General features: G+C 72.2%; 18 protein-coding genes and 3 pseudogenes. 12 read left to right on the top strand and 9 right to left on the bottom strand.

The features are described from left to right. Positions 1 to 51: 51 nt before the first annotated feature. Positions 52 to 1,311, bottom strand: a pseudogene (locus ACSMXW_RS30050) (IS4 family transposase); the annotation flags it as partial. 152 nt (positions 1,312 to 1,463) lie between these two features. On the opposite strand from ACSMXW_RS30050, the pseudogene ACSMXW_RS30055 reads away from it, so the two are divergent. Next, positions 1,464 to 1,880, top strand: a pseudogene (locus tag ACSMXW_RS30055) (transposase); the annotation flags it as partial. A 51-nt stretch (positions 1,881 to 1,931) separates the two neighbouring features. Here ACSMXW_RS30055 and ACSMXW_RS30060 read toward each other — a convergent pair. Next, a complete protein-coding gene (locus ACSMXW_RS30060; protein ID WP_485800950.1) occupies positions 1,932 to 3,341 on the bottom strand; it encodes an IS701 family transposase in 1,410 nt (469 codons plus the stop codon). A gap of 428 nt (positions 3,342 to 3,769) precedes the next feature. Here ACSMXW_RS30060 and uraD point away from each other — a divergent pair, with 428 nt between their 5' ends. The 7 genes and pseudogenes from uraD to ACSMXW_RS30095 all read left to right on the top strand — a co-directional run bounded on the left by uraD (position 3,770) and on the right by ACSMXW_RS30095 (position 10,379). Further along, the gene (gene uraD, locus ACSMXW_RS30065; protein WP_485800951.1) at positions 3,770 to 4,315 is read left to right on the top strand and encodes a 2-oxo-4-hydroxy-4-carboxy-5-ureidoimidazoline decarboxylase; all 546 of its coding nucleotides are present in this window, start codon (positions 3,770 to 3,772) and stop codon (positions 4,313 to 4,315) included. Positions 4,316 to 4,389: 74 nt separating this feature from the next. Further along, positions 4,390 to 4,725, top strand: a complete 336-nt coding sequence (gene uraH, locus ACSMXW_RS30070; RefSeq protein WP_485808409.1) for a hydroxyisourate hydrolase — start codon at positions 4,390 to 4,392, stop codon at positions 4,723 to 4,725. 7 nt (positions 4,726 to 4,732) lie between these two features. Further along, a complete protein-coding gene (gene pucL, locus ACSMXW_RS30075; protein ID WP_485800952.1) occupies positions 4,733 to 5,827 on the top strand; it encodes a factor-independent urate hydroxylase in 1,095 nt (364 codons plus the stop codon). Positions 5,828 to 5,911: 84 nt separating this feature from the next. Next, positions 5,912 to 7,297: an 8-oxoguanine deaminase gene (locus ACSMXW_RS30080; RefSeq protein WP_485800953.1), complete on the top strand. Its 1,386-nt coding sequence runs from the start codon at positions 5,912 to 5,914 to the stop codon at positions 7,295 to 7,297. A gap of 380 nt (positions 7,298 to 7,677) precedes the next feature. Further along, positions 7,678 to 7,953, top strand: coding sequence for a hypothetical protein (locus ACSMXW_RS30085; RefSeq protein ID WP_485800954.1), 276 nt, complete (start codon positions 7,678 to 7,680; stop codon positions 7,951 to 7,953). Positions 7,954 to 7,964: 11 nt separating this feature from the next. Further along, positions 7,965 to 8,555 (top strand): annotated as a pseudogene (locus ACSMXW_RS30090) (ABC transporter transmembrane domain-containing protein); the annotation flags it as partial. Between the two features lie 12 nt (positions 8,556 to 8,567). After that, positions 8,568 to 10,379: an ABC transporter ATP-binding protein gene (locus ACSMXW_RS30095; RefSeq protein WP_485808411.1), complete on the top strand. Its 1,812-nt coding sequence runs from the start codon at positions 8,568 to 8,570 to the stop codon at positions 10,377 to 10,379. 149 nt (positions 10,380 to 10,528) lie between these two features. On the opposite strand, the gene ACSMXW_RS30100 is transcribed toward ACSMXW_RS30095, so the two are convergent. The 4 genes from ACSMXW_RS30100 to ACSMXW_RS30115 form a co-directional block, all read right to left on the bottom strand. Further along, on the bottom strand, positions 10,529 to 11,377 hold the full coding sequence (locus ACSMXW_RS30100; RefSeq protein ID WP_485800955.1) for a chitosanase: 849 nt from the start codon (positions 11,375 to 11,377) through the stop codon (positions 10,529 to 10,531). Between the two features lie 332 nt (positions 11,378 to 11,709). Next, a complete protein-coding gene (locus ACSMXW_RS30105; protein WP_485800956.1) occupies positions 11,710 to 12,168 on the bottom strand; it encodes an acyl-CoA thioesterase in 459 nt (152 codons plus the stop codon). 112 nt (positions 12,169 to 12,280) lie between these two features. After that, positions 12,281 to 12,958, bottom strand: a complete 678-nt coding sequence (locus tag ACSMXW_RS30110) for a hypothetical protein (RefSeq protein WP_485808413.1) — start codon at positions 12,956 to 12,958, stop codon at positions 12,281 to 12,283. A gap of 148 nt (positions 12,959 to 13,106) precedes the next feature. Beyond that, the gene (locus tag ACSMXW_RS30115; RefSeq protein WP_485800957.1) at positions 13,107 to 13,706 is read right to left on the bottom strand and encodes a histidine phosphatase family protein; all 600 of its coding nucleotides are present in this window, start codon (positions 13,704 to 13,706) and stop codon (positions 13,107 to 13,109) included. Positions 13,707 to 13,915: 209 nt separating this feature from the next. On the opposite strand from ACSMXW_RS30115, the gene ACSMXW_RS30120 reads away from it, so the two are divergent. Together ACSMXW_RS30120 and ACSMXW_RS30125 are read left to right on the top strand one after the other, a co-directional pair. Further along, positions 13,916 to 15,352: an SWIM zinc finger family protein gene (locus ACSMXW_RS30120; protein ID WP_485800958.1), complete on the top strand. Its 1,437-nt coding sequence runs from the start codon at positions 13,916 to 13,918 to the stop codon at positions 15,350 to 15,352. A gap of 27 nt (positions 15,353 to 15,379) precedes the next feature. Then, positions 15,380 to 18,109, top strand: coding sequence for a DUF6493 family protein (locus ACSMXW_RS30125; RefSeq protein ID WP_485800959.1), 2,730 nt, complete (start codon positions 15,380 to 15,382; stop codon positions 18,107 to 18,109). A gap of 341 nt (positions 18,110 to 18,450) precedes the next feature. On the opposite strand, the gene ACSMXW_RS30130 is transcribed toward ACSMXW_RS30125, so the two are convergent. Further along, the gene (locus ACSMXW_RS30130; RefSeq protein ID WP_485800960.1) at positions 18,451 to 19,659 is read right to left on the bottom strand and encodes a pyridoxal phosphate-dependent aminotransferase; all 1,209 of its coding nucleotides are present in this window, start codon (positions 19,657 to 19,659) and stop codon (positions 18,451 to 18,453) included. Positions 19,660 to 19,810: 151 nt separating this feature from the next. On the opposite strand from ACSMXW_RS30130, the gene ACSMXW_RS30135 reads away from it, so the two are divergent. Then, positions 19,811 to 20,530, top strand: coding sequence for a winged helix-turn-helix transcriptional regulator (locus ACSMXW_RS30135; protein ID WP_485800961.1), 720 nt, complete (start codon positions 19,811 to 19,813; stop codon positions 20,528 to 20,530). 106 nt (positions 20,531 to 20,636) lie between these two features. Continuing rightward, on the top strand, positions 20,637 to 21,437 hold the full coding sequence (locus ACSMXW_RS30140; RefSeq protein WP_485800962.1) for an SOS response-associated peptidase: 801 nt from the start codon (positions 20,637 to 20,639) through the stop codon (positions 21,435 to 21,437). Positions 21,438 to 21,549: 112 nt separating this feature from the next. Here the strand turns inward: ACSMXW_RS30140 and ACSMXW_RS30145 are convergent, their stop codons facing one another. Then, entirely contained in the window at positions 21,550 to 22,458 is a 909-nt protein-coding gene (locus ACSMXW_RS30145; RefSeq protein WP_485800963.1) for a hypothetical protein, read from the bottom strand. Beyond that, positions 22,458 to 23,753, bottom strand: coding sequence for a VWA domain-containing protein (locus tag ACSMXW_RS30150; RefSeq protein ID WP_485800964.1), 1,296 nt, complete (start codon positions 23,751 to 23,753; stop codon positions 22,458 to 22,460). Before ACSMXW_RS30150 ends, ACSMXW_RS30145 begins: the two co-directional genes overlap by 1 nt. Between the last annotated feature and the right edge of the window lie 38 nt (positions 23,754 to 23,791).

Raw genomic sequence — 23,791 nt, forward strand, 5'->3', positions numbered from 1 at the left:
CCGCCTCTCAGCAAGCCAGGTCAGGTGTCACCCAACCCTGCAGCAGTCCCCTTTGACTCTGCGCTGGCTGATGCGGGGACGCCGCTTCGGCAGCAGGTGAGCCAGCACAGTTTGCCCGATGGCGCTGACGGTCGTGACCCGCTTGTCGGGTGGTATGGCGTGGGCGGTGATGGTGTGGTTGCGAGCGCTCTCCAGTGCGATGAGGAAGCTGGCGCGGTCTGGGTCGGTTCCCGGGACGGACTCCACTGCCTCCACCATCGCGGCCCGCAGTGCTTGGTAGAGCGCGAGCTGGGCCCACAGTTCCTGCTCCAGTCCGACCGGGTCCGTGGAGCGCAGGACCCGCCCGTCGAGCAGAGTGTGGCGCAAGGCGTAGTAGGCCGACTCGATCTCCCAGCGCTCGTGATAGAGGCGGGTCAGGATGTCGGCGGGATCCCGGCGGTGGTCGAGCAGGGTGGTGGCCAGCCTGTAGTGGTCGGACAGCCGGATGCCGCCGCTGGTGACCAGCGTGAGGTCGGCATCGATGACGCGGACTTTGAGTGTGCCCAGCCGGGTGAGGTAGGAGCCATCGGGCAGTACAGCCAACACGGCCGGGCGACGGCGCGGCGTGAGCCGGATCAGGAACTGGGCGCCGGTGCCGGACACGGAGGCCAGAAAGTCGTTGGTGTCGAAGGCCCGGTCGGCCAGCAACAGCATCCGCGGTGACAGGAGGTTCAGCAGCTTGTCTGCATAGAAGACCTCTCTATGACACGTGGGACCGAAAACCGCTCCCAGCAGGCCACGGGTACCGGTCTCGCACAGGGTCATCAGCTGCACGATCGGGTAGCCGGCCCACCCCAGCCGGCTTCCCGGTCGGCGTCCCAGCCAGCCATGGTTTCGTTCCTGGTCCGGGGCCCTGACAGAACTGCACCCGTCGAAGGCGACCGTGCGCCAGCGGCGATAGCACACTCCTGGAGTCCTGGGCTGTGCCAGCGGACCCGCCAGGACCTCGAACAAAGATCTCAACGGGGCGGCACCAAGGCGACGACGCAGATCACGAAGAGCCTTTTCGCTGGGGCGGTACGAACCGGAGGTCCGCGAGCCGGCCACCAGCTTGTCCCAGACCCGCCTGTATCCCACAGAGGGGAACAGCGCCAACGCGAGCATGAAGTACACCCCGACACGCGAGGGCAGCCGCCGCAGCCGCTTCTGCCGCGTTCGCGTCTCCTCAATAATCGCGTCGACAAGTTCGGCGGGGATGAAACGGGTCAGCTCACCTAGATGCCCCGGCAGGAAGACGGCATCGCGGGCGGAATCGGTGTGAGCGGGTGCCATGGTGGCACACTGATCACGCAACGGGGACCTCTCACAGCAGGAAGATCTTGGTCGATCTCTGCCCTACCAGAGGTCCCGTTCCATCAGCACCGCTAGCACGCGTACAGCGAACCGGGCTTGACGAGCCGAGCCGCATTCTTAACTACGCGGCATTGCACCGGCCCCGGCTGATCTACCGCATCCACCTCGACCGCGGCCCAGCCAAAGGCCGGCGCAAGGGCTTGACCGAGAGCGACTACGCCCGCCTGCTGGACGCCGCACACCAGCAGCTCGGCGGTCCGATCGTCCTGGTCTGGGACAATCTGAACACGCACGTCAGCCGCACCATGCGGCAGCTGGTCGACGCTCGATTATGGCTGACCGTCTACCAGCTGCCGCCGTACGCACCCGAGTTCAACCCGGTCGAGGGCGTGTGGTCACACCTGAAACGGTCCCTGACCAACCTCACCAAACACAGCCTCGACCAGCTCACCGTGCTGGTGAAGACCCGGCTCAAACAGATGCAGTACCGACCCGGCCTCATCGACGGTCTCACCACCAAGACCGGCCTCGACTTCCAACCGCCGTAACTCCAGCCATGAAGATCTCTAGCGGTAGTTCGTTAATTCCGGCAGTAGAGGTCAAGTCTGTGTCCCGTAGTGACGGCGTCGATCAGGGCCTGGAGCTCGGAGGGTGGGGCTTTGTCCGTCCAGGCTTGCCACCACCGGTTGAGGGTGATGGCGGGGGTGAGCCAGGAACGGATGGCCCGTAACGCTCTGGGCCAGCAAGGCTGTTGGGACCGGTGGGGTTTGGCTGGGCCCCCTCTCTGGCCCCTCGTCGGGGTACGGGTCCGGCGCGGTGGCATCCAGGGGTCCGGGTGGGGCGAACCAGTGGTCCCAGCAGAAGGAGAAGGCGCAGTTGACCAGGGTCTGATGGCGGCGGATGGCGCGGTCGGAGCGGACTTGGAAGTCGGCCCAGCCGAGTTCGTCCTTGACCTGCTTGTAGCTCTGCTCGATCCACGGGCGCAGGCCGTAGAGGCGGATGATCTCGGTGAGGCCGGCCGGCGGGTGCGGGCTGCTGGCGGCGTGGGGTGCGTCGGGGTGGGGCAGGTTGGTGGCCAGGTACCAGGTGGCCTTCTCGGGCAACGTGGCCGGGTCGGTGGTGGCCATGACCAGGCGGCAGGGTGAGTCGGGGCCGTAGCCGCCCAGGCAGGCGTCAGCGGCCCACCAGGTCTCGGTGTGCCCGTCGCGGAAGTGACGCTCCACGGGCGTCCAGTCGCCTGGACTCTTGGCATCCTTCCAGGTCAGGGAGTGGGCGGCCTCGATGGGGGTGTGCGGCTGGTCGGCCGGAGCCCAGGTGCCGCGGTGCGGCTTGAGCGCGACCACGTAGGCCAGGCCGGCGTCGCGCAGTGCAAGGTACCAGTCGTCGCTGACCGAGTAGGCGCAGTCGGCGACCACCGCCCGGCAGCCGAAGCCCGCCTCCTTCCCGCGGGCCGCGAGGGCAGCGGCCAGCTGCGGTTTCGTACGGAAGGCCGGATCCGAGCGGCCGCGGGCGAAGTGATGGGCGGGCGTGTAGGGAGTCGCGTGCAGTGGGTAGTACACGCGGCCGTCGGTCCACACCGTGGTTACCGTGACGATGCCGTTGTCCGTCTTTCCTAACCGGCCCAGCCACTGCCGGCCCACATGCGCAGTGGCCGTGCCGTCCTTGCGGTCCCCGGAGTCGTCGATCACGATGACCCCGCCGTCGTGTGGAGCCGTCGCCGGTTGCTCGCGCAGCAGTTCAAGCCGCCGGTCGTTGATCTGCTCGGTCTCCCAGGGGGACTCGGACAGGAAGAACTGCAGCCGCTGCACCCCCGGCATCCCCGCACCGGCCACCGGCTCCGCGCCTGCCAGGCAGGTGATCGTCTTGTTCCGCTCCCGTGGCGCCAGCAGCCCGGTCAGGTACTCGCGAAACCCCCGCCGCTGGGCCAGGCTGAAGAAGAGGTCGTCGAACCGGGCCGCGTACTCCTCCAACGGCCCCGGCGCAGGCGGACACGGACGGCGCGCGGTCATCTGCAGCCCCTAGAAACGGCAGTCGACTTCTACCACCGGCCTACGACCAACCCGCCCTGCCGTCAACCCACGCCACCACCGGAATTAACGAACTACCGCTAGACGAAGGGAACGACGTCATGAAGGGGCGAGGACCCTAGGGAGCAGGCGAAGGGCACTTAGGGCGCCCGTGCGCCCACGGTGCGCCGGAAAGGGGCCGCGGGACTGTGCCGATATGCGGCTCCGCCGCGCGGGCGCGGGCAACCCACTACCGGCCGGTGGTCCGCATGCGACAGCGCCTGCCCTCCGGACCCCTACCGGGGCGCGGCCCCGATCCGGAGGCGCGGGGACCCGCGGCGGAATTCAACAAAGTGTTGACGATCCCTGGTCGGGGGTATGGGATGGACGCAGCCCAGCCCGTCCCGTGAACCTGGCCGGAGGCCACCGTGATGACGTCTGCGCAGGGCCCCACCGGGCCCGCCCGGGGTACACCCGCGGGGCTCGCGCGGCTGAACGCCCTCCCCGCGGACGCCGCCACCACCGTGCTTTACGGCGTGTGCTCCTCGACCGCCTGGACGCGCGCCCTGCTCGACGCGCGACCGTATCCGACCGTCGACGCCCTGCTCGCCGCAGCGGACGCCGCCACCGCCGCGCTGACCCGCACCGATCTGGCCGAGGCGATGGCGGGGCACCCGCCGATCGGCCGGCCCGCACCGGGCGACGCCGTCTCGGCCCGCGAGCAGGCGGGCATGGCCAGCGCGTCCGAGCGGCTGAAGGCGGAGGTGCTCGCCCTCGACCTGGCCTACCAGGAGAGGTTCGGGCACGTCTTCCTGGTCTGCGCCACCGGCCTGGGCGCCGAGGAACTGCGGGACGCCCTCACGGCCCGGCTCGGCAACCCCCCGGCCCGGGAGCGCGAGATCGTCCGCGCCGAGCTGGGAAAGATCAACCGGATCCGTCTGACCCGGCTCGCGGCGGCCGGAGAGGAGAGCGCGTGACCACCGGCAGCACACCCCCGCGGGACCCGCACGCCACACCGGCCCCGCACACCACCCGGGTCGCGGGCGCCACGGTGTCCACGCACGTCCTGGACACCGCGGCGGGCCGCCCCGCGGCGGGCGTGCCGGTCACGCTCGCCGCCCGCCCCGGCGACGGCGCCGCCTGGACACCGGTGGGCGCCTCCCGCACCGACGCGGACGGCCGGTGCCGGGACCTGCCCGCGCCGCCGCCCGGCACCGCCCAGGTCCGGCTCACCTTCGACACCGGCAGCCACGCCGTAGGCCGCGCGGGGGACAGCGGTGCGTTCTTCCCGGAGGTGACGGTCGCCTTCGCCGTCGCACCGGGGGAGCGCTACCACGTTCCACTGCTGCTCAGCCCGTTCGGCTACTCCGTCTACCGAGGGAGCTAGCGAGGACATGACCACCGACTCCCGCGCCGCCGGCGCCCACCCCACCGACACCGACAGCGGCACCGCCCCGCCGTCCGCGGGCGAACGGCCCGTGCTGCTCGGGCAGAACCAGTACGGCAAGGCGGAGAACCGCGTGGTGCGGATCACCCGCGACGGCGCCACCCACCACATCAAGGACCTGAACGTCTCCGTCGCCCTCTCCGGCGACATGGCGGACGTGCACTACTCCGGCTCCAACGCCCACGTGCTGCCCACCGACACCACCAAGAACACCGTGTTCGCCTTCGCCAAGGAGCACGGCATCGAGTCCGCCGAGCAGTTCGGCATACACCTGGCCCGGCACTTCGTCACCTCCCAGGACGCCATCCACCGGGCCAGGATCAGGATCGAGGAGTACGCCTGGGAGCGCATCGAGATCTCCCGTGACCCGGAGCGCGGCCCCGGCGCGCACGCCCACGGCGCGGAAGCGCCCGTCGCAGACACCGCCGCCGCGGACACCCCCGGCGGCGCGGCCGGCCCGCCGGGCCCCGGCGGAGCGGACGCCGCCCCCGCCCCGCACTCGTTCGTCCGCGGCGGCCGGGAGACGCGCACCACCCAGGTCACCTTCGACGGGGACAGCTGGGAGGTCGTCTCGGGACTGCGCGACCTGACCGTCATGAACTCCACCGACTCGGAGTTCCGGGGCTACACCAAGGACCGGTACACGACCCTCCCGGAGGCGTACGACCGCATCCTCGCCACCCGGGTCACCGGCTGCTGGCGGTTCGGCTGGATGGGCGGGGAGCCGGCGCCCGACTGGGACGCGTCGTACCGCGAGGCCAGGAAGCACCTCCTGCGAGCCTTCGCTCAGACGTACTCACTCTCCCTCCAGCAGACGCTGTACCAGATGGGAGCCCGCATCATCGACCACCGGCCGGAGATCGACGAGGTGCGGTTCTCGCTGCCCAACCAGCACCACTTCCTCGTCGACCTCGAACCCTTCGGCCTCACCAACGACAACGAGGTCTACTTCGCCGCCGACCGTCCCTACGGCCTGATCGAGGGCACCGTGCTGCGCGCGGGCCGCGAGGCCCGCATCCCCGCCGACCTGACCAACCTCTGACCCCGCCCGCCGAGGCCCCGGGCGTCGGACCGCCGGTACGGGGCACCCGTCCGGCACGCGAGAGAAATGAGGACGCACGCACCCATGGCACCCACGGCACCCCAGCGCCTCGTCATCGAGAACTGCGCGATCGCGACCGTCGACGCCCAGGACACCGAGTACGCCTCGGGGCATGTGGTCATCGCGGGGGACACCATCGAGGCCGTCGGCCCGGGCCCCGCGCCGGCCGGCCGGGACGGGGCCGCCCGCCGGATCGACGGCACCGGGCACCTGCTCACCCCGGGTCTGGTCAACACCCACCACCACTTCTACCAGTGGCTCACCCGGGGCCTGGCCACCGACCACAACCTCTTCGACTGGCTCAGCGCGCTCTACCCCGTCTGGGGCCGGATCGACGAGCAGATGGCCCACGCCGCCGCGCAGGGCTCGCTGGCGATGATGGTCCGCGGTGGCGTCACCACCGCCGTGGACCACCACTACGTCTACCCGAGGGGCGCCGGCGACCTGACCGGCGCGATCGTCCGGGCGGCGGCCGGGCTGGGTGTCCGCCTCACGCTGGCCCGCGGCTCCATGGACCTCGGCGAGTCGGACGGCGGGCTGCCGCCGGACTTCGCCGTGGAGTCCCTGGACGGCGCGCTCGCCGCCACCGAGGAGGCCATCGGCACCCACCACGACCCGTCGCCCGACGCCATGACGCAGATCGCCGTGGCGCCCTGCTCGCCGTTCTCCGTCTCCACCGAACTGCTCAGGCGGAGCGCCGAGCTCGCCCGTCGCAGGGGGGTGCGGCTGCACACGCACGGCTCGGAGACGGTGGAGGAGGAGAAGTTCTGCCACGAGCGGTTCGGCATGGGCCCCACGGACTACTTCGAGAGCACCGGATGGCTCGGCGGCGACGTGTGGATGGCGCACTGCGTCCACATGAACGACTCCGACATCGCGGCGTTCGCCCGCACCGGCACGGGTGTCGCGCACTGCCCATCGTCCAACGCCCGGCTCGCCGCCGGCATCGCCCGGGTGCCCGACCTGCTCGCCGCGGGCGTCCCGGTCGGCCTCGGCGTGGACGGCACCGCCTCCAACGAGGCCGGCGAACTCCACACCGAGCTGCGGAACGCCCTGCTCGTGAACCGCCTCGGGCCGCACCGGGAACGGGCCCTCGGCGCCCGGCAGGCGCTGCGGCTCGGCACCCACGGCGGCGCGGCGGTGCTCGGTCGCGCCGACCGGATCGGCTCCGTGGAGCCCGGCAAGCTCGCCGATCTCGTGCTGTGGCGGATGGACACCCTCGCGCACGCCTCCATCGCCGACCCGGTCACCGCCCTCGTCTTCGGCGCCCCGGCGCCCGTCACGCTCTCCCTCGTCGGCGGCCGGCCCGTCACCGAGCACGGCCGCCTGCTGGGCGTCGACGAGGACGCCGTCGCGCGGGCCACCCGGGACGAGGCGCGGCGCCTCGCGCGCCTCGCCGGGCTCGCCTGAGCACGCGCCAGGACCCGGCCGGAGGGGATGGCCTGCGGCCCTCGGGTGTGGACGGCCTCCGCGCCCGGAGCTCCCGGGAGGTGCGGGTACGCGGCGCGCGCCGCACCTCCCTGGACGCCTCCCGTCCGGTCCGGGCCCCCGGAAGGAAGACGGTCAACTGCCTGTCGGCGATGTGTCGTCGACTGGCGGGATAAGGTGTCCGCTGCCAATCCGACGCGCGATCGGTCAGGTCAACGCTCCGTCCGACGGGAGTTCAACTTGTTCGATCTCTCCGGCAGGTGCGCCATCACCGTGGCGATCACCACGATGTCCCGGGCCGTCTCGCCTGGCGAGGCCGTTCCGCCCCGGCGGAGGGCTGCCGGCCGAACGGCGTTCGAACCATGAGCGACTACGAACCGCCCGGCGATGGCGACCTGCGCGGCGCGGGCCGGTTCCTGTGGTGGCTGGTGAGCGGTCAGCGATGGCGGGTCCTCCTCGCGGCGGCGCTCGGCACCCTCTGGATGCTCGGTCTGGCAGTGCCGCCGTACGTACTCTCCTTCGCCATCGACGACGGTCTGCGGCACCGGCGGTTCTCGTCGCTCGTCGGCTGGGTTCTGGTGCTGTCGGCGATGGGCGTGCTGCATGCCTACGTGCCATCGCGTGGCACCGTACGATGACCAAGGTCCGCATGGACGGAGCCTTCCGGACGCTGAACGCAGTAGTCGAACGGTCCACGAAGCTCGGCGCCAGTTCCGTCAGCAAGGTGTCGGCCGGTGAAGTGGCCACGATCGGCATCGGTGACGTGTGGGTGATCAGCACCAGTCTGACCGTCGTCGGTCCCGGGGTGGGCGCGGTCATCGCCTACATCGTGGTGGCCGTACTGCTGCTGAACATCTCGCCGTTGATCACGCTGATCGTCATGCTGGGGGCGCCCGTGGTCGCGGTGCTCGTGGGGCCGCCGCTCGGACGGCTGCGGCAGGTGGGCTCGGTCTACCGAGCTCGGCAGGGCGAGCTGACGACCTCGCTGGTCGACATCGTGCAGGGGTTGCGCGTTCTCAACGGAATCGGCGGGAAGGATCTGTTCGCCGCGCGTTACCTGCGCAGCTCCCGGGAGCTGCGCGACGAGGGCTACCGGGTGGGGGCCGTCTCCAGCTGGATCCCCTCCCTCGGTGCCGGCCTGCCACTGATCTTCCTGGCAGTCGTCACGTGGCTGGCCGCGCGGATGGCCTCCGAGCGCACCATCTCGGTCGGCGACCTGATTGCTGTGTACGGCTACGTCGCCGTCCTCGTCATCCCCATCGCGGAGCTGATCGAAAGCGGATCGAACCTCTCCCAGGCCGTGGTGTCCGCCCGGCGGGTCATAGCTCTGCTCCGCTTGGGGCGGGACGCCGCGGGCAGGACCGAAGCCGTGTGCGGAAAGGGACCCGCGGGTCCCGCGGACCTGCACGACCCGCAGTCCGGAATCGAGGTCGCCACCGGCCGGCTGACCGCCCTGTCGGGTGCGCGACCGGCGGATACCGCGGGCATCGTCGACCGCCTGGGACGGTTCAGCCGGTCAGAGGCGACCTGGGGCGGAATCCGCCTCGACAGCATCGCCATCCAGCGCTTCCGTGCACGTGTCCTGGTCGCGGAGAACGAGGCGGACATCTTCGCCGGCACCCTGGAACACATCGTCACCGGCGACCTGGCCGCACGGGGCTCCGGTGACGTCAACAACGTCACCGTGAGCATGCGCGATGCCGTACCGGACATACTCATCGCCATTCTCCAGGCACTGTTCGTCATCGTCGCCGTCTTCCTCGTGGATCCACTGCTCGGTGCCTGCGGAGTGGTCGGCCTGCTCGGCATCGTGGTGGCGACCCGCTGGTATCTGAGGCGCGCTCGGAGCGCCTACCTCGCCCTGGGAGAGGCCAACTCGGTCCTCGCCGACGTCCTGGTCAGTACCGTTCAGGGAGCGCGTACCGTCGAGGCGCTGCGCCTTCGGCAACGCCGCCTGGAGGCGAGCGCCGAGGCCATCGGGCGATCCCGGGAGAGCCGCCTGCGTGCCCTGGCGCTCCGCACGGTGCTGTACCCGACCATCGACGTCTCCTGCGTCCTGCCGCTCGTCGCGGTCCTGCTCGTCGGCGGCGCACTGTACGACCACGGCACGATCAGCCTCGGTGCGGTGGTCACCTCCGCCTTGTACCTGCGGCAGCTCGCCGGTCCTCTGGAGACGATGCAGATCTGGATCGATCAGCTCCAGATCAGCGCGGCGTCATGTGCGCGGCTCGAAGGGCTCGGCGACCTCCCGCGCTCGCACCCGGCGCCCGCGGCCGAACCCGCGAACGACCGGATCGACGTCGACCATGTCCGTTTCGCCTACGGCGCCGGGCATGATGTCCTGCACGGCGTCGACCTGGAGGTGCGGCCGGGAGAGCGCCTTGCCATCGTCGGACCGTCGGGCGCGGGAAAGTCCACGCTGGGCCGCCTCCTGGCCGGAATCGAGCACCCGGACACCGGCTCCGTGACCGTGGGCGGCGTGCCGGTCTCGGACCTGCCGCCGGAGCAGCTGCGACGCCACATAGCCCTGGTGACCCAGGAACACCACGTGTTCCACGCGTCCGTCCGTGACAACCTGCTGATCGCCGAACCGCAGGCGTCCGACGCCGAGCTCCTCGCCGCACTCCACGCGGTCGGCGCCGTCTGGGCGGACGAACTGCCGGACGGCCTGGACACCGAAGTCGGAACCCCGGGGTACCGGCTCGACAGCGCCCAGGCCCAGCAGCTGGCCCTGTCCCGCGTCGTGCTCGCGGATCCTCACACCGTCGTTCTCGACGAGGCCACCGCCCTGCTGGACCCGACGACGGCTCGTGACACCGAGCGCGCGCTTTCGGCCGTACTCGAAGGCCGAACGGTCCTGGCCATCGCCCACCGGCTGCACACGGCACACGACGCCGACCGGGTGGCCGTCATGGAAGGGGGCCGGCTCACCGAACTGGGACACCACGACGCCCTGGTCGCGGCTGGGGGTGCATACGCACGCCTCTGGAACTCCTGGCACGGCGAGCGCGGACCACAAGGGCCGGCCACCCTCGTCCATCGCCAGGCCCAGCGGAACCAGTGAGCGGCGCCGGGAACTGCGCGGGAAATCCCACCGGTGGGTGGCCGGGAACGAAACGCCACGGGGCGGACCCGCGCGGGTCGGGGACGGAGACGGCGGCCCGGATGCCCGAGATCACTGGGCCGCCGTCCGTCTGCGCTACGGCCTGCCCGTCAGCCGATGTGGTACGGGTCGCCGTAGACGTGCCAGTCCAGCGGCGGATCCAGATTGAGATTGCCCGCGTCCAGGAAGACCCGCTGCTCGGTGTCCACCCGGCTGGTGTCCGAGTGTGCCTCCTCCTGCTTCATCGCCCAGACCCGGGCGTCCAGGAAGGCGTTGAGGTAGGCGACCTCGTCACCGCCGTCCGCGGGGGTGCTCGCCTGCTCCAGGGCGCGCTGCCGGATCGCACCGAAGCTGGTCGGGTCGTCCCCGCCACCGTGCATCACGATGGCGTCGTAGTACGCGAACTGCCCGAGGACCCCGAGCCCGTCCTCCTTGCCCTGGCTGACCGCGGGGTTGAAGTACACCCGGTCCCGCTCGTCGTTCTGGGCCTGCTGGAACGCCTCGTCCTGCGCGGCCTCCCGCCAGGCGTCGGTGAACCCGGGGTCGAGACCGTCGTGCGAGTCGGAGCCGTCCACCTCGCGCAGGGCGGGCAGGAAGGGCGCGAGCGGGTTGTCCGGCACCCGCTCCGTGTAGAGCTCGACCAGCTCCAGCATGTCGTGGGTGCCGGAGCAGAAGCCGATGATGCCCGCGGTGTAGCCGCGGCCGTCGCCGATGTCCTCGATGTAGCCGTACTGGGCCTTCCAGTCCAGTGAGGAGTTCTCCGCGCTGGAGACCAGCTGCATCGCGATCTCCTTCTTCTCCGGGTCGTCGAGTCCGCCGGCCGCGGCAGCCGCGGAGCCGCGGCCCTCCGCGCTCGCGGACTGGCCGGCCAGCAGCGCGGCCGGCCCGGCGACCAGCGCGGCGCCCATCAGGGTGAGCATCGCCCGCCGACGGGGGCGGTGGGTGTGGGGGGAGTGCACGTGACCTCCATGAGGGGGTGGGTCGTGCCGGTGCGTGGGGCGCACCGGTGGGTCGTGCCGTACGCGTGGCGAGCCGCGTGCCGCGGCCGCGCCACACTGTTAGGAAGGTTTCCTACCAGAGTTTGGGGCGCGACGCCTACCCGTCGGGGGGCGGGAGTTGGGAGCGAGCGGCGGTCCGGCGGACCGCCAGCGCCCGGCGCGCCCTCGTCCGCCGGACCCACAGCCGTCCACCGGACCCACAGCCGTCCACCGGATCCTCAGCCGTCCACCGGACTCACAGCCGTCCATCGGATCCTCAGCCGCTCACCGGACCCCCGGACGCCACCGGGCCCTCAGCCGTCCAGCACGTCCGGGTCGGTGGCGAGCTTGCGGAGGAAGCCGTGCGGGTCGGGGACCATCCGGCGTTCCGTCAGGTCCAGCAGCCCGCCGAGGGCCGTGATCTCCGCGGCGATGGTGCCGTCGGTCTTGGTAAGGGTCTGCACGATCCGGAAGGTCTTGCCGGCGCCCCACTCGAACCGGCACGTCATCGCCGTCTCGTCACCCGCCCGCAACTCCTTGAGGAAACGGATGGTGGTCTCCAGGGCCACCGGCCCCACCCCCCTGCCCACCAGGTCCTGCTGCCGGATGCCGGCCGCCGCGAGGATCGACCAGCGGGCGTGCTCCGCGTACTGGAGGTACACGCTCTGGTTGAGGTGGCCCTGGGTGTCGGTCTCATAGCCGCGGACCGTGATCGGCACGGAGAAGGGCGGCCGGGGCGCGGGGGACTCGGGGCCGGTGGTCGGCTGGGACATGCTGCTCTCCTCGGTATGGCGAGAGGCGGCGCGGGAGGTGCCGCTGCTGGTTTCTGAGCGCTTGCTTATCTTAGGCGCCGCGTGTGAGCGCCCGGTATCGCGCCGTCGTCGGTCATGCCCGGCGGGGCGAGGCCAGCAGGAAACGGGCGCCGGTCGTGCGGTCGGTGTGCTCGCCGGGCTGCCAGCCCGCGCGCTCCAGGGCGGCGGCGCAGGCGCGGAGTTGGGCGGCGGTCGGCGCGTGGACGGCGACGGCCTCCGGCTGGGGCGTCGGTGTCACCCGGTAGCCGCCGGTGCCGGCGACGGCGGGACGGCACCCGGCCGACTCCAGCGCCAGGGCGGCGGCCCGTACCAGGTGCGTCCGCTCCCAGCCGCAGGGGCGGTCGGTGGCGGCGTCCGGGTGCGTCATCCGGCGCAGTTCGATCAGCCCCTGCCAGGCGCTGCGCACCTGCCGGGCCCGCTCGGGGCTCTCGTCCGGCGCCGGCTCGTCCCCGGTGCGGGCGGCGAAGACGGCGTCCGCGGAGTCGGTTCCGGGGGCGGGGGCCGGGCCGGGGCCGGGCCCGCCCCGGGCGGCTTGCTCCGCTCGGGCTGCGGGACGCGGCCGGGTGGCCGCCTGCCGGGTGCGGTGGCCCTCCGGGGTGAGGAAGGTGTCGTTAGGCGGGCGGGGGTGGCGGAAGGCGAGGCCGAGGCGGACCAGTGCGGCGAGCTGGCCCGCCGGGCCGCTGAGGCGGCCCGTCTGCGGGTCCGCCGCCTCGATGATCCGCCGCTGCGCGGCGCTCGGCACCTTGGCCACCGGCTCCTCCCGCCCCTTGGTTCCTCCGCGGTGTGCCGAGGCCCCGGTCCGTCCCGCGCCCGCACCGGGTCCCTCCGGCGGTCCGCCGACGACCTCGGTCCGTCCCGTGGTCCGTCCCGTGGTCCGTCCCACCCCGGCACCTTTCAGGCTACGGCCGGGGACTGACGTTCCAGCCGGAGATCACCGGCCGGTCGTGCTCCGTGCTGAGGGTGCACACCGTGCCCGTCGCGATCTGGAAGAGGGCGCCCGCGGACGGCGGCAGGCCGAGGCGGCGGGCGGTGAGGACGCGCAGGAAGTGGCCGTGGGAGACGAACACGATGGGGCCGGGCTCCTCGCGGAGCGCCTTGTCGACCTTGGCCAGCATCCGGTCGGCGCGCGCCCCCACGTCCTCGGGGCTCTCGCCGGGGTGCCCCGGCGGGCCCTCGGCGACCCCGTCGGTGAAGAGGAACCAGTCGGGCCGGGTCCGGTGGATGTCGGCGGTGGTGATCCCCTCGTAGCCTCCGTAGTCCCACTCGTGCAGGTCGGGGTCCACGTGTGCGTCGCCGAGCCCGATCAGCTCCGCGGTCTGGCGGGCTCGCCGCAGCGGGCTGGTGTAGGCCGCGGCGATGGGCAGCGAGGCCAGCACCGGCGCCAGCGCCCGGGCCCGTTCCCGGCCGTTCTCGGTGAGCGGCAGGTCGGTCCAGCTCGTGTGCTGTCCCGAGAGCGACCACTCGGTCTCGCCGTGCCGGACAAGCAGCAGGTCACCCATGTACGTCTTCCTGTTCCGCCGGCGGGGGCCGGCCGTGGGCGTGCCGTCCCGGAACCCTGCGCTCCGGGACACTACAAGGCTGCATCATCCGCCGGGGGCGCGTCCCTGGGCGGTACCGGGGGGTTCCGGCGCCGAACGGCGCCCCTTCGAGGCGGGGCAGTGCCCGGGCCCGCCCTCCGGTGTCAGTGCGCGAGATTACGCTTCCGGCCATGAGTACGACGCGTCAGTCGCTTCGCTACCCCCGGGGTTCCGCGGTGCTCCTCCGCGCTGCCGGTCCCTCGTTGGAACTGCAGACCTCACGTGGCCGGACCCCGCTCGGATCAGTGGACCATCCGCACTTCTTCACCGGGTTCCTGGTGTCACCCCAAGCCGCCTCCGCCGCGTTGTTGTCGGTCGCCGAGGTCGCCGCCACGGATTACCGCTGGCCGAAACGGCCGCCAGGCGTGGATCCGGTGATCACGGGGAACGGCGACAGGCTCCGCTTCGAGTCGTTCTCCCTGTGCGGAAGCGTTTATGCCCGGCTGGACGTGCTGCGCAGCGGTCTGGACGGCGGCGACATCGGGCGCGGGACGACCAACGTCGACTTCAACGACGCGCTGCGGGAGGCTCTGTCCCGGCTCGGTGCTCGCGATCCTCTCCATCTGAGGGTCGGCCTCGACGAGTTGGCCATCACCACGACGACCGGCCCGGTGGTGGAGAAGAAGGTCGAACTGCCTGGCCGCTGGCTGCGGGGATTCGCGGAGACCCAGGCGATCACCGCCGGTTTCGACCTCAGGGCGGAGTTGGCCGCCGCGGACGCGATCACGTTTCTGCGGTCACTGCCGAGCGGTGCGCCACGGAGGAGCCGTACTGCCTCATGGTTCGCTCCGGGCGGTGGCGGAGGACTGCGTCGGACGGTACGCCCGGTACCGGGAAGCGTGTGCCTGCCGGACGCGAACCGTCTGACGGGATTGCGGCGCGTGATGCGGTACATGACCGAGTTGCGTGTGTACGGTCCGGCACTCGGTGGCGGGACCGGGAGTGCCGCCAGTGCCTGGGAAGCCGTCCTTCCCGGCATGCGGCTGACCCTCACCCTGTCGCCGGGAGCGGATCGCGGACTGTCGGGTGAGGGTCGCGTTCTCGAAACCCTCCCGGACAGCGCCGCCACGGACGCGGAACTGGCTGCTCTGATGCTCGACTGGGAACCGCGCGTCGAGCCGGGCGAGCTCGCCGAGCGCTTGGGCCTGTCCGTGGAACGGGCCAAGGGGGCGCTGATGTGGCTGGCGACGTCCGGGCGCATCGGTTACGACACCGCGGAGTCCGCGTTCTTCCACCGGGAACTGCCGTACCACTCCTCGCGTGTGGAGGGGGACAATCCACGGCTGAGATCCGCCCGCGCCCTCGTGGCGGCCGGGAAGGTGCGTGCGGGTGGCGACGTGGCCACGGTGGACTCGGGCGGACAGGTCTACCGGGTGCGGCGGACCGAGGGCGCTCTGAGGTGTACCTGCGACTGGTGGATCAGGTACCGAGGCGATCGGGGCCCCTGCAAACACGCCCTCGCCGTCCGGATCGTGCAGCGCGGGCAAACAAGGCCGATGGCCGGTGGAGAGCGGGGGACAGCGGTGATGGCCGGTAGAGAGCGGGAGGACAGCGGCAATGGCCGGTAAAGGAACGACTATGTCTGTGAGCATGCGATGACCACTACGAAGAAGCTGCCCGTACCCGAGGCGAGTGCCGCCCTCCTGGCGGCCGTGGAGACGGGTCAGGTCGAACGGATACCCGACCTCCTGCGGCAGCTCGGCCCCGCCGAGCGCCGTAGCTGCTCGGTGGAGCTCAAGCAGATGCGGACCCGGTTGCGCAGCGCCCCGTGGGCTTCGCCCGCGGAAGCACAACGGCGTCGTATGGCGCTGCAACTGGCGGGGGTGGGCTGTCAGACCGGTGCCGCCGCGGCCGTGTCATGGATCTGCGCGGAAGAATATGCGCCGGAATCCCAAGGATGGATCTGGGCCATGATGCTCGACATCCTGTCCGACCGCACCCCGGAATGGTCGCAGGACCTGGCCCGCCGCCTGGCGGAGAAGTCCGGCGGCATGCTGGCGTATGACGTCATCGTGGGTCTGTCGCGCCAGGCCGGCGCCGCCCTGCCCACGACGGATCGAGTGGTGCGCTCCTGGACGTCCGGGGTCAGCCGTGTGGACGACCGGACGCTCGCGGAGCGGCTACGGGCCGATCCGTGGACTCAGTGCGTCGTGCCCCGCCTGTTCGAGGTGGACGGGGTGGGGACGGTGTTCGCCGAGTCCTACCTCCGGCCCAAGGACCGATGGCCGGCCGCGCTGAGCCTGCTGGCCGCTGAAGGGCTGCTGGACCGAAGGTCACTGATCGACGGGGCCGTGTCCCGTCTTCTGCGCGGTGAACGCCCCAAGGCCCTTCGGGGCTTCATGGACCTCCTCGCGGCGCTGGACCCGTCCGACGACGAACTCGCCGACCACAGCGGCGACTGGGTCAGACTGGTGTCCGACGCGCCGTCGCCGGTGGCGGCCAGGGGCCAGGAGTACCTGCGCCGGCTGTGGGCAGCCGGGCGGCTGGACGGGGAAGTCCTGGCGGAAGCGTCCCGAGGCGTCTTCTTCCGCCCGGAGAAGACCCTGGTCCGCGCCCAACTGACCTTCGCCGGAAAGGCACTCGCGGAGAATCCCGCGAGTGCCGCGGTGCTACTGCCCGCGGTCACGGACGCCTTCGGGCACGAAGACGCCGATGTCCAGTCGCGGGCACTGAAGCTGGTCGCCAAGTACCTCGGCTCGGCCGGCCCTGAGCTGCGGGCCGTCCTGGCACCGGCCGCCCAGAACCTTGATCCGGAGCTCCGGGACCAGGCCGCCGACGTGTTCGGGGAACCGGTGCCGGTAGCCGCGGCCGAACCGCAGACGTACCACGAGTCGCTGCCGATGGCCGCCGTCACCCAGCCCACGGCGTCCCCCAGAAAGACACCGGAAGAGGTAGCCGAGGACGTGGCGGAGTTCCTGGCCACGGACGAGAGCAACGCCACCGCCATGCGGTTCGAGCGCATTCTGGACGACCTCGTCCGCCATGCGCATCAGGACCGCTCCGCCCTGGCGGGTGCCCTGGAGCCGCTCGTCAGCCGGCGCTATCCCTGGGTCATGCCGGGCTATCCGCCACCGACCGAGCGGTACTCCGAAGCGGAGCGGCAGTTGAACCCCGCCCGGAACGAGGCACCCCGGTTCTGGCTGAACACCCCGCAGAGCATGCTGGGATTCGTCGCCTCCGCCATCGTCGTCCCCGGCGGTCTCCCCACCGCCTCCGACGGAGAACGCCGGTGCGAGGTGGATGCCTACGACGAGGTCATACGGGCCCGGGTACGCGAGACGGCGCAGCGGGTGCAGGACGACCGCCCGCCCTTTCTGCTGGCGACGCCGACCTGGGATGACGGGACGATCGACGCGCACGTGCTGCTGCAACGGCTGAACGAGCACCGAGAGAGGGGCATCGACGTCGGCAGGGCCGACTTCGAGCAGGCTCTGCTGCGTGTCAAGGGGGCCGAGGACCTGGACGTCACCTTCGAGGGCGCCGGAGCGGAGGAGCGCAGGCTCGCCTCGTGGCTCGCCCACGGCGGGCTGGCCCCCGCCGAGCAGCAAAGGACCCTGGTCGGCATGGCGCCTCCGGTCGACCGGCAGGCTGACGGCCCTTTGATGCGAGTGATGGTGGGCACCGCGGAATCCGAGCAGCTGCTGAAGGAGTTCAGCTCGCCCTTCAGTGGTCTGGGCCGACCCCAGCCACCCACACAGAGATGTTTCCACTGGGGAGGGACGGACCCCGGCACAGGGCGCTGGCTCGCCGTACTGCCCGGGGATCGGGAGCGGCTGGCCGCACGGCTGCTGCACCGGTTCGCCGACGATGCTGCGGACCTCTCGTGGGGCGCGGCCTTCCATCTTCCCGTGCTCGCCGAGGCCCCGGGGCCGGCCGGCCCCGCGATGCACCTGGCCCTCGCCTACGGCTTCGGCGCTCAGCGCGCCGAAGACCGGACGGCAGCGGTCGACGCCGCCCTTCTCCTGGCCGCGAGTGGTCACCTGGAAACCACGGTGCTCGGCCGTGATCTGGCCGAGCTCGCCGCTCTCGGAGCGGTCAAGACGAACCGGGTGGCCGATGCCATCGCCTCCGCCGCGCGCACGGGTGCCCACTCCACCATGTGGTCGGTGCTCGCGGCGGCCCTGCCCGGGCTCCTCGGCGAGCAGGCCAATCGCAGAGGGATGGGCGATGTCCTGGCTGTCGCCGTCGAGTGTGCCCAGGCCTGTGGAGCGCGCGGGCCCATTGCGGAGGTCGACCGGATCGCGGCGATGACCGGGTCGGCTCGGTTCGTCAAGCAGGCCCGAAGGCTTCGCTCCCTGCTGGGTTCGGCTGCCGGGCCCAGCTGACCCCTGGCAGCCCGGGGCGCCGTCGAGGCGCCCCGGCACAGGGGCGTGTGACGCACGGCCCGCCTTCGTCGGCACGGGTGGCACCGTGCGGCGGAAGATCGCGGCACGGGTGGCACCGTGCGGCGGAAGACCGTGCCGAAGGCCTTCGGCCACACCGGCGAGCCCCTGGCGGAGCCCCCGCGCCGGGCTCCTGTGCGCGCGCCGGGCCACCGGCCGGTGGCCCGGCTGCGGCCGCAACCGCGCCGCTGTGCCGGTGGCGACCTGGCGGTCTTGTCCATGGCCGCGCAGTTCCGCGCGCCGCTGCCGGGGCGCGGTAGCGCACCGCGCCCGCCGGCCGGCGCCTACTGCCGATAGCCGCCCAGGAACCGCCCGATGCGGCTGATCGCGGCGTCCAGGTCGTCGACGTGCGGCAGGGTCAGGATGCGGAAGTGGTCGGGCCGCGGCCAGCTGAAGCCGGTGCCCTGCACGACCTGGATCTTCTCGCGCAGCAGCAGGTCCAGGACGAACTTCTCGTCGTCGTGGATGGCGTGCACCTTCGGGTCGATCCGCGGGAACGCGTAGAGCGCGCCGCGCGGCTTGACGCAGGACACGCCCGGGATCTCGTTCAGCCGCTGCCAGGCGCGGTCGCGCTGCTCGCGCAGCCGCCCGCCCGGCGCGGTCAGCTCCCGGATGGACTGCCGGCCGCCCAGCGCGGCCTGGATGGCGTACTGCGCCGGCGCGTTGGGGCACAGCCGCATGGAGGCGAGCATCGTCAGCCCCTCCAGGTAGTCCTTGGCGTGCTGCCGGGGCCCCGTGACGACCAGCCAGCCGGAGCGGAAGCCCGCCACCCGGTAGGTCTTGGAGAGCCCGCAGAAGGTCAGCACCACCAGGTCGGGGGCGAGCGCGGCGGCGCTGTGGTGCACGGCGCCGTCGTAGAGGATCTGGTCGTAGATCTCGTCGGCGAAGACCATCAGACCGTGCCGGCGGGCCAGGTCGAGGACGCCCTCGACGATCTCCTTCGGGTAGACCGCGCCGGTCGGGTTGTTCGGATTGATGATCACCACCGCCTTCGTACGGTCGGTGATCTTCGACGCCAGGTCGGCCAGGTCCGGGTACCAGTCGGAGTCCTCGTCGCACAGGTAGTGCACCGCACGGCCGCCGGCGAGCGTGGTGACCGCCGTCCACAGCGGGAAGTCCGGTGCGGGGACCAGGACTTCGTCACCGTCCTCCAGAAGCGCCTGGACGGCCATGGAGACCAGCTCGGAGACGCCGTTGCCGAGGAACACGTCGTCCACGTCGACGTCCAGGCCCAGGGTCTGGTACCGCCCTGCGACCGCGCGCCGGGCGGAGAGGATGCCGCGCGAGTCGGTGTAGCCGTGCGCCTGGGGCAGCATCCGGATCATGTCCTGGACGATCTCCTCGGGCGCCTCGAAGCCGAAGAGCGCGGGGTTGCCGGTGTTCAGGCGGAGCACGCTGTGCCCCGCCTCCTCCAGGGCGTCGGCGTGCTCGATCACCGGGCCCCGGATCTCGTAACAGACCTCGCTGAGCTTGCTCGACTGCCGGAACTCCATACGACCGCCCTCCCGACCTGTGTACCCGGCGTCCCCGGACCCGCGTGGTCCGCGCCGCCGGCCGCGCGCCACGGCACCCGGCCTTCTGCCGGCCCTGCGGCCTCGCATCCGACTTGGTTTTACCAAGTATGCGCTTGGAAAGTCCAACAACATGTCTAGACTGCGACGCATGCCACGTCAGTCACGCCAGCCGGGCGGGGCCGCCGCGCCCGCGCGCACCGGGCAGCAGCGCCGCCGCAGTTACGACCACTACTGCGGCGCGGCCCGCGCCCTGGACGCGGTGGGGGACCGCTGGACCCTGCTGATCGTCCGCGAACTCCTCGCGGGCCCCCGGCGCTACACGGATCTGCACGCCGACCTGCCCGGCGTCAGCACGGATGTGCTCGCGTCCCGGCTCAGGGACCTGGAGCGCGAGGGGATCGCCGTCCGGCGCAGGCTGCCGCCGCCCGCCTCCGCCGCGGTCTACGAACTCACCGGCCGCGGGCGGCGGTTGCTGCCCGTCCTGGAGGCGCTCTGCGCGTGGGGCGCTGAGGAGCTGGCCGAGCGGCGGCCGACGGACGCGGTTCGCGCGCACTGGTTCGCGCTGCCGCTGCGGGGGCGGCTCGCCGCGCTCGGCGTGGCCGGGGTGGCCGAGGTCCGGGTGGACGAGGGGGTGTTCCACGTGGTCGTCGGGGACGCCCCCGACGGTGGCCCCGTCTACGGTGACGGGCCCCCGCCCGGGGAGCCCGACGCACGGGTCCGGATGGACTCCGGGGCCTGCGCAGAGGTGGTCTCCGGGGCGCTGGGGGTGGGGGAGGCCGTGCGGAGCGGTCGGCTGCGGGTCGTGGGGGAGGGGCCGCTCGCCAAGGCCCTCCTCGGTGCGGGGAGCTGACCCCGGTGATCGGCCCACGGAAGGGGCCCACGGGATACGGCACACGGCACACGGCACACGGCCCACGGTCCGGGGATCCGCGCGGCCGTGGTGGCACAGTGGCGGTATGTGCGGCCGTTATGTGTCCACCCGCAGTCCACAGGAGCTGACCAGGCTCTTCGGCGTCACGGACTGGCGCCCCGAGGACGAGCTGGCACCCAGCTGGAACGTCGCCCCCACCGACGACGTCTACGCGGTCCTGGAACGCGCCCCGCGCGGGGACCGCGAACGCGCCCCGCGCGAGGACCGGGAGGACCGCGAGGAGACCCCGCGTGAGCACCGCGAACGCGCCCCGGTGCGCAGAGAACTGCGACCGGTCCGGTGGGGGCTGGTGCCGTCCTGGGCGGAGGATCCCGGGATCGGCTCCCGGCTGATCAACGCGAGGGTGGAGACGGCGCACGAGAAGCCCGCCTTCCGCCGCGCCTTCGCCTTGCACCGCTGCCTGCTCCCCGCCGACGGCTTCTACGAGTGGCAGGAGGTTCGCGACCGGTCCTCCGGCAGGCGCCGCAAGCAGCCCTACTACGTCCACCCCGACGACGGAGAGGTGCTGGGGCTCGCCGGCCTGTACGCATACTGGCGCAACCCGGAGATCGAGGACGACGACGATCCCGCCGCCTGGCTGGTGAGCTGCACCGTCATCACGACGGACGCCACCGACGCGGCCGGGCGGATCCACCCCCGCATGCCCCTGGCCGTGCCCCCCGATCGCTTCGACGCGTGGCTGGACCCGCGTCATCAGGACACCGACGACCTGCGCAGGCTCCTCACCCAGCCGGGCGACGGCCACCTGGACGCCCGGCCCGTCTCCATGGACGTCAACGATGTCCGCAACAACGGCGCCCACCTCCTGGACGAGGTCACGCCGTAGCCGGCGCGGGGCGACCGGACGGCACCGGCCGCCACCCCCTGCCCCGGCTGCTCCGGGATGCAGGGGGCGACGGCCCGGTGAGGCGTCCGGGCGCCCGGCGGCACCGGGACCGTCAGACGCCCGGCGGCACCCCGTACGGGCGACCGCGGCCACGGGTGAGGGCGTAGCCGCCGATGCCCGCGAGGGCGGCGAGGACGGCGCCCGCGGCGGTCCACAGCCAGCGGTCGGTCCACCAGCCGGAGGACCAGCCGCCGTCCGGCTCGCTCTTGGAGAGGGCGGCCGTTCCGGTGCCGTCGGCCAAGTCGTCGTCCGTGGCCATGGAGACGCCCGGGACCAGCGGCTCCGCCAGGTGCCCGCCCACGGCGTGCGCGCCGCCCGCGTCGTGCGAGACGGCCTCCACGGACGCCTGGACCGGCTGGCCGGTGTCGGCGGCGCCGAGGCCGACCGCGGTCAGCCGGATGTAGTACGTGCCGGGCAGCGGGTCGTTGGCCCACGGCTCGGCCCACGCCCGGACCGGGCGCAGCGTGCAGGCCAGCTCGACCGTGGCGGAGTCCGGGGCGGCCGCCCGGGTCTGCGTCCCGTACATGCACGCCTGCCTGCGCCGCAGCCCGTCGTACACGTCGACCTGCCACGTGGTCGTGCCGTGCCGGGCGGACGACGGCGGCAGCTTCACCGTGGCGCGGACGGTGGGCCGCTGGCCGGCGTCCGCCGGGAACGACCAGTACAGGTAGTCACCGGTGGACGCGCTCGCCGTCGCCTCCTGGTCCTGCCGGATCTCCGTCGCCGTACGGAACGACGTGCCCGCCTGAGTGGGCGCCGCGTCGCCGGACGAGTCCCCGGAGCCGTCGGACGCCGACGGCGAGGCGTCGTCCGCCGTGGCCATCGCCGCCATCGGTCCCACCGGCGCGAGCACCGCACCCAGGGCCAGCAGCGCCGCCGCCAGCGCCCGGCGGGTCGCGCCGCGCCTGTTCCGTCTGCTACGCGCCGTGGTGCGCGCCGTCGTGCGCTTCGTCGTCCGCATCAGTTGCTCCTCCACACCGCGATCCGCCACCGCGACAGCCAGCCCCACACGAGACCCGTCAGGAAGCCGGTGAGCACCAGGGCGCCGAGCAGCCACCAGCCGCGGCCGAGGCCGAACGAGGCCACGTCCGAGGCGTTGTCGGGGCCGTCCACCACATCCACGGTCAGCTCGACCGGCAGGCCGGGGGCGGTCTTCACGGACGGGGGAGCGGAGTAGGAGTTGCTGACCTCCAGGCAGACGGTCTCGGGCTCAGGCGCCGTGTCGGAGCCGTCGTCGTCATCCAGCTCCGGGCTCGGGTACCGGATCCCCGTCGAGATCACGTCCGTGCGGCCGTCGCCCGCCTCGGAGCCGCGCACGATCTCCCGCCCGTGCTGCGTCACCGCGCGCAGCAGCACGCCGTAGTCGCGGTTCACGGCCCGGTCGTCCGCCACGCTCACGGACGCCCGCAGCTCCTTGCCGTGGTCGACGTCCACGCGGTACCAGCGATGCTCGCCGAACGTCTCACGGTCGTCGTAGAGCCCCGGCTTCAGCTGCGGCGCGTCGGCGCACTGCCCGGTGCCCTTGACGCCGACCGGCGTCACCACGGGGTCCGCGGTCCTGTCCACCAACTGGCCCACCCGGTCGGTGAGCTGTTCCTTGTGCGTGACGGAGGTGTAGGTGCCGCCGGTGGCCTCGGCTATGCACAGCAGTTGGTCACGTGTCTTGGCGTCCGGAACGAGACCGAGGGTGTCGATGGTGAGGTGGATGCCCTTGGCCGCGATGTCCCGGGCCACCTCGCACGGGTCCAGCGGGGCGCAGGTGTCCTCGCCGTCGCTGATCAGCACGATGCGGCGGGAGCCGTTGCCGCCGTCCAGGTCGTGCGCCGCCTTCTGGAGTGCCGGGCCGATCGGTGTCCAGCCCGTGGGCGCGAGGGTTGCGACCGCCGTCTTGGCCTCCGTGCGGTCCAACGGGCCCACCGGGTAGAGCTGGGCGGTGTCCTTGCAGCCGACCTTGCGGTCGTCGCCGGGGTAGTTCGCCCCGAGCGTCCGGATGCCGAGCTGCACCTCCTTGGGCGTGGCGTCCAGCACCTCGTTGAACGCCTGCTTGGCTGCGGCCATCCGGGAGCCGCCGTCGATGTCGCGGGCCCGCATCGAGCCGCTGACGTCGAGCACGAGGTCGACTTTCGGCGCGTCCTCCGACTGCGCCGGGTTGTCGTCCGCCGCGAGGGCCGGCCCCGTCGCGGGGCCGGCCAGGCCCAGGGCCAGGGCGGCGAGGAGTGCGCAGAGCGCTGCCGCCGACCGTTTTCTTGTGATCATCGGCGGATCCTATTGACCGGGGGGTGCCGGGCTCAAAC

The sequence above is a fragment of the Streptomyces sp. DSM 116793 genome, assembly GCF_057320905.1.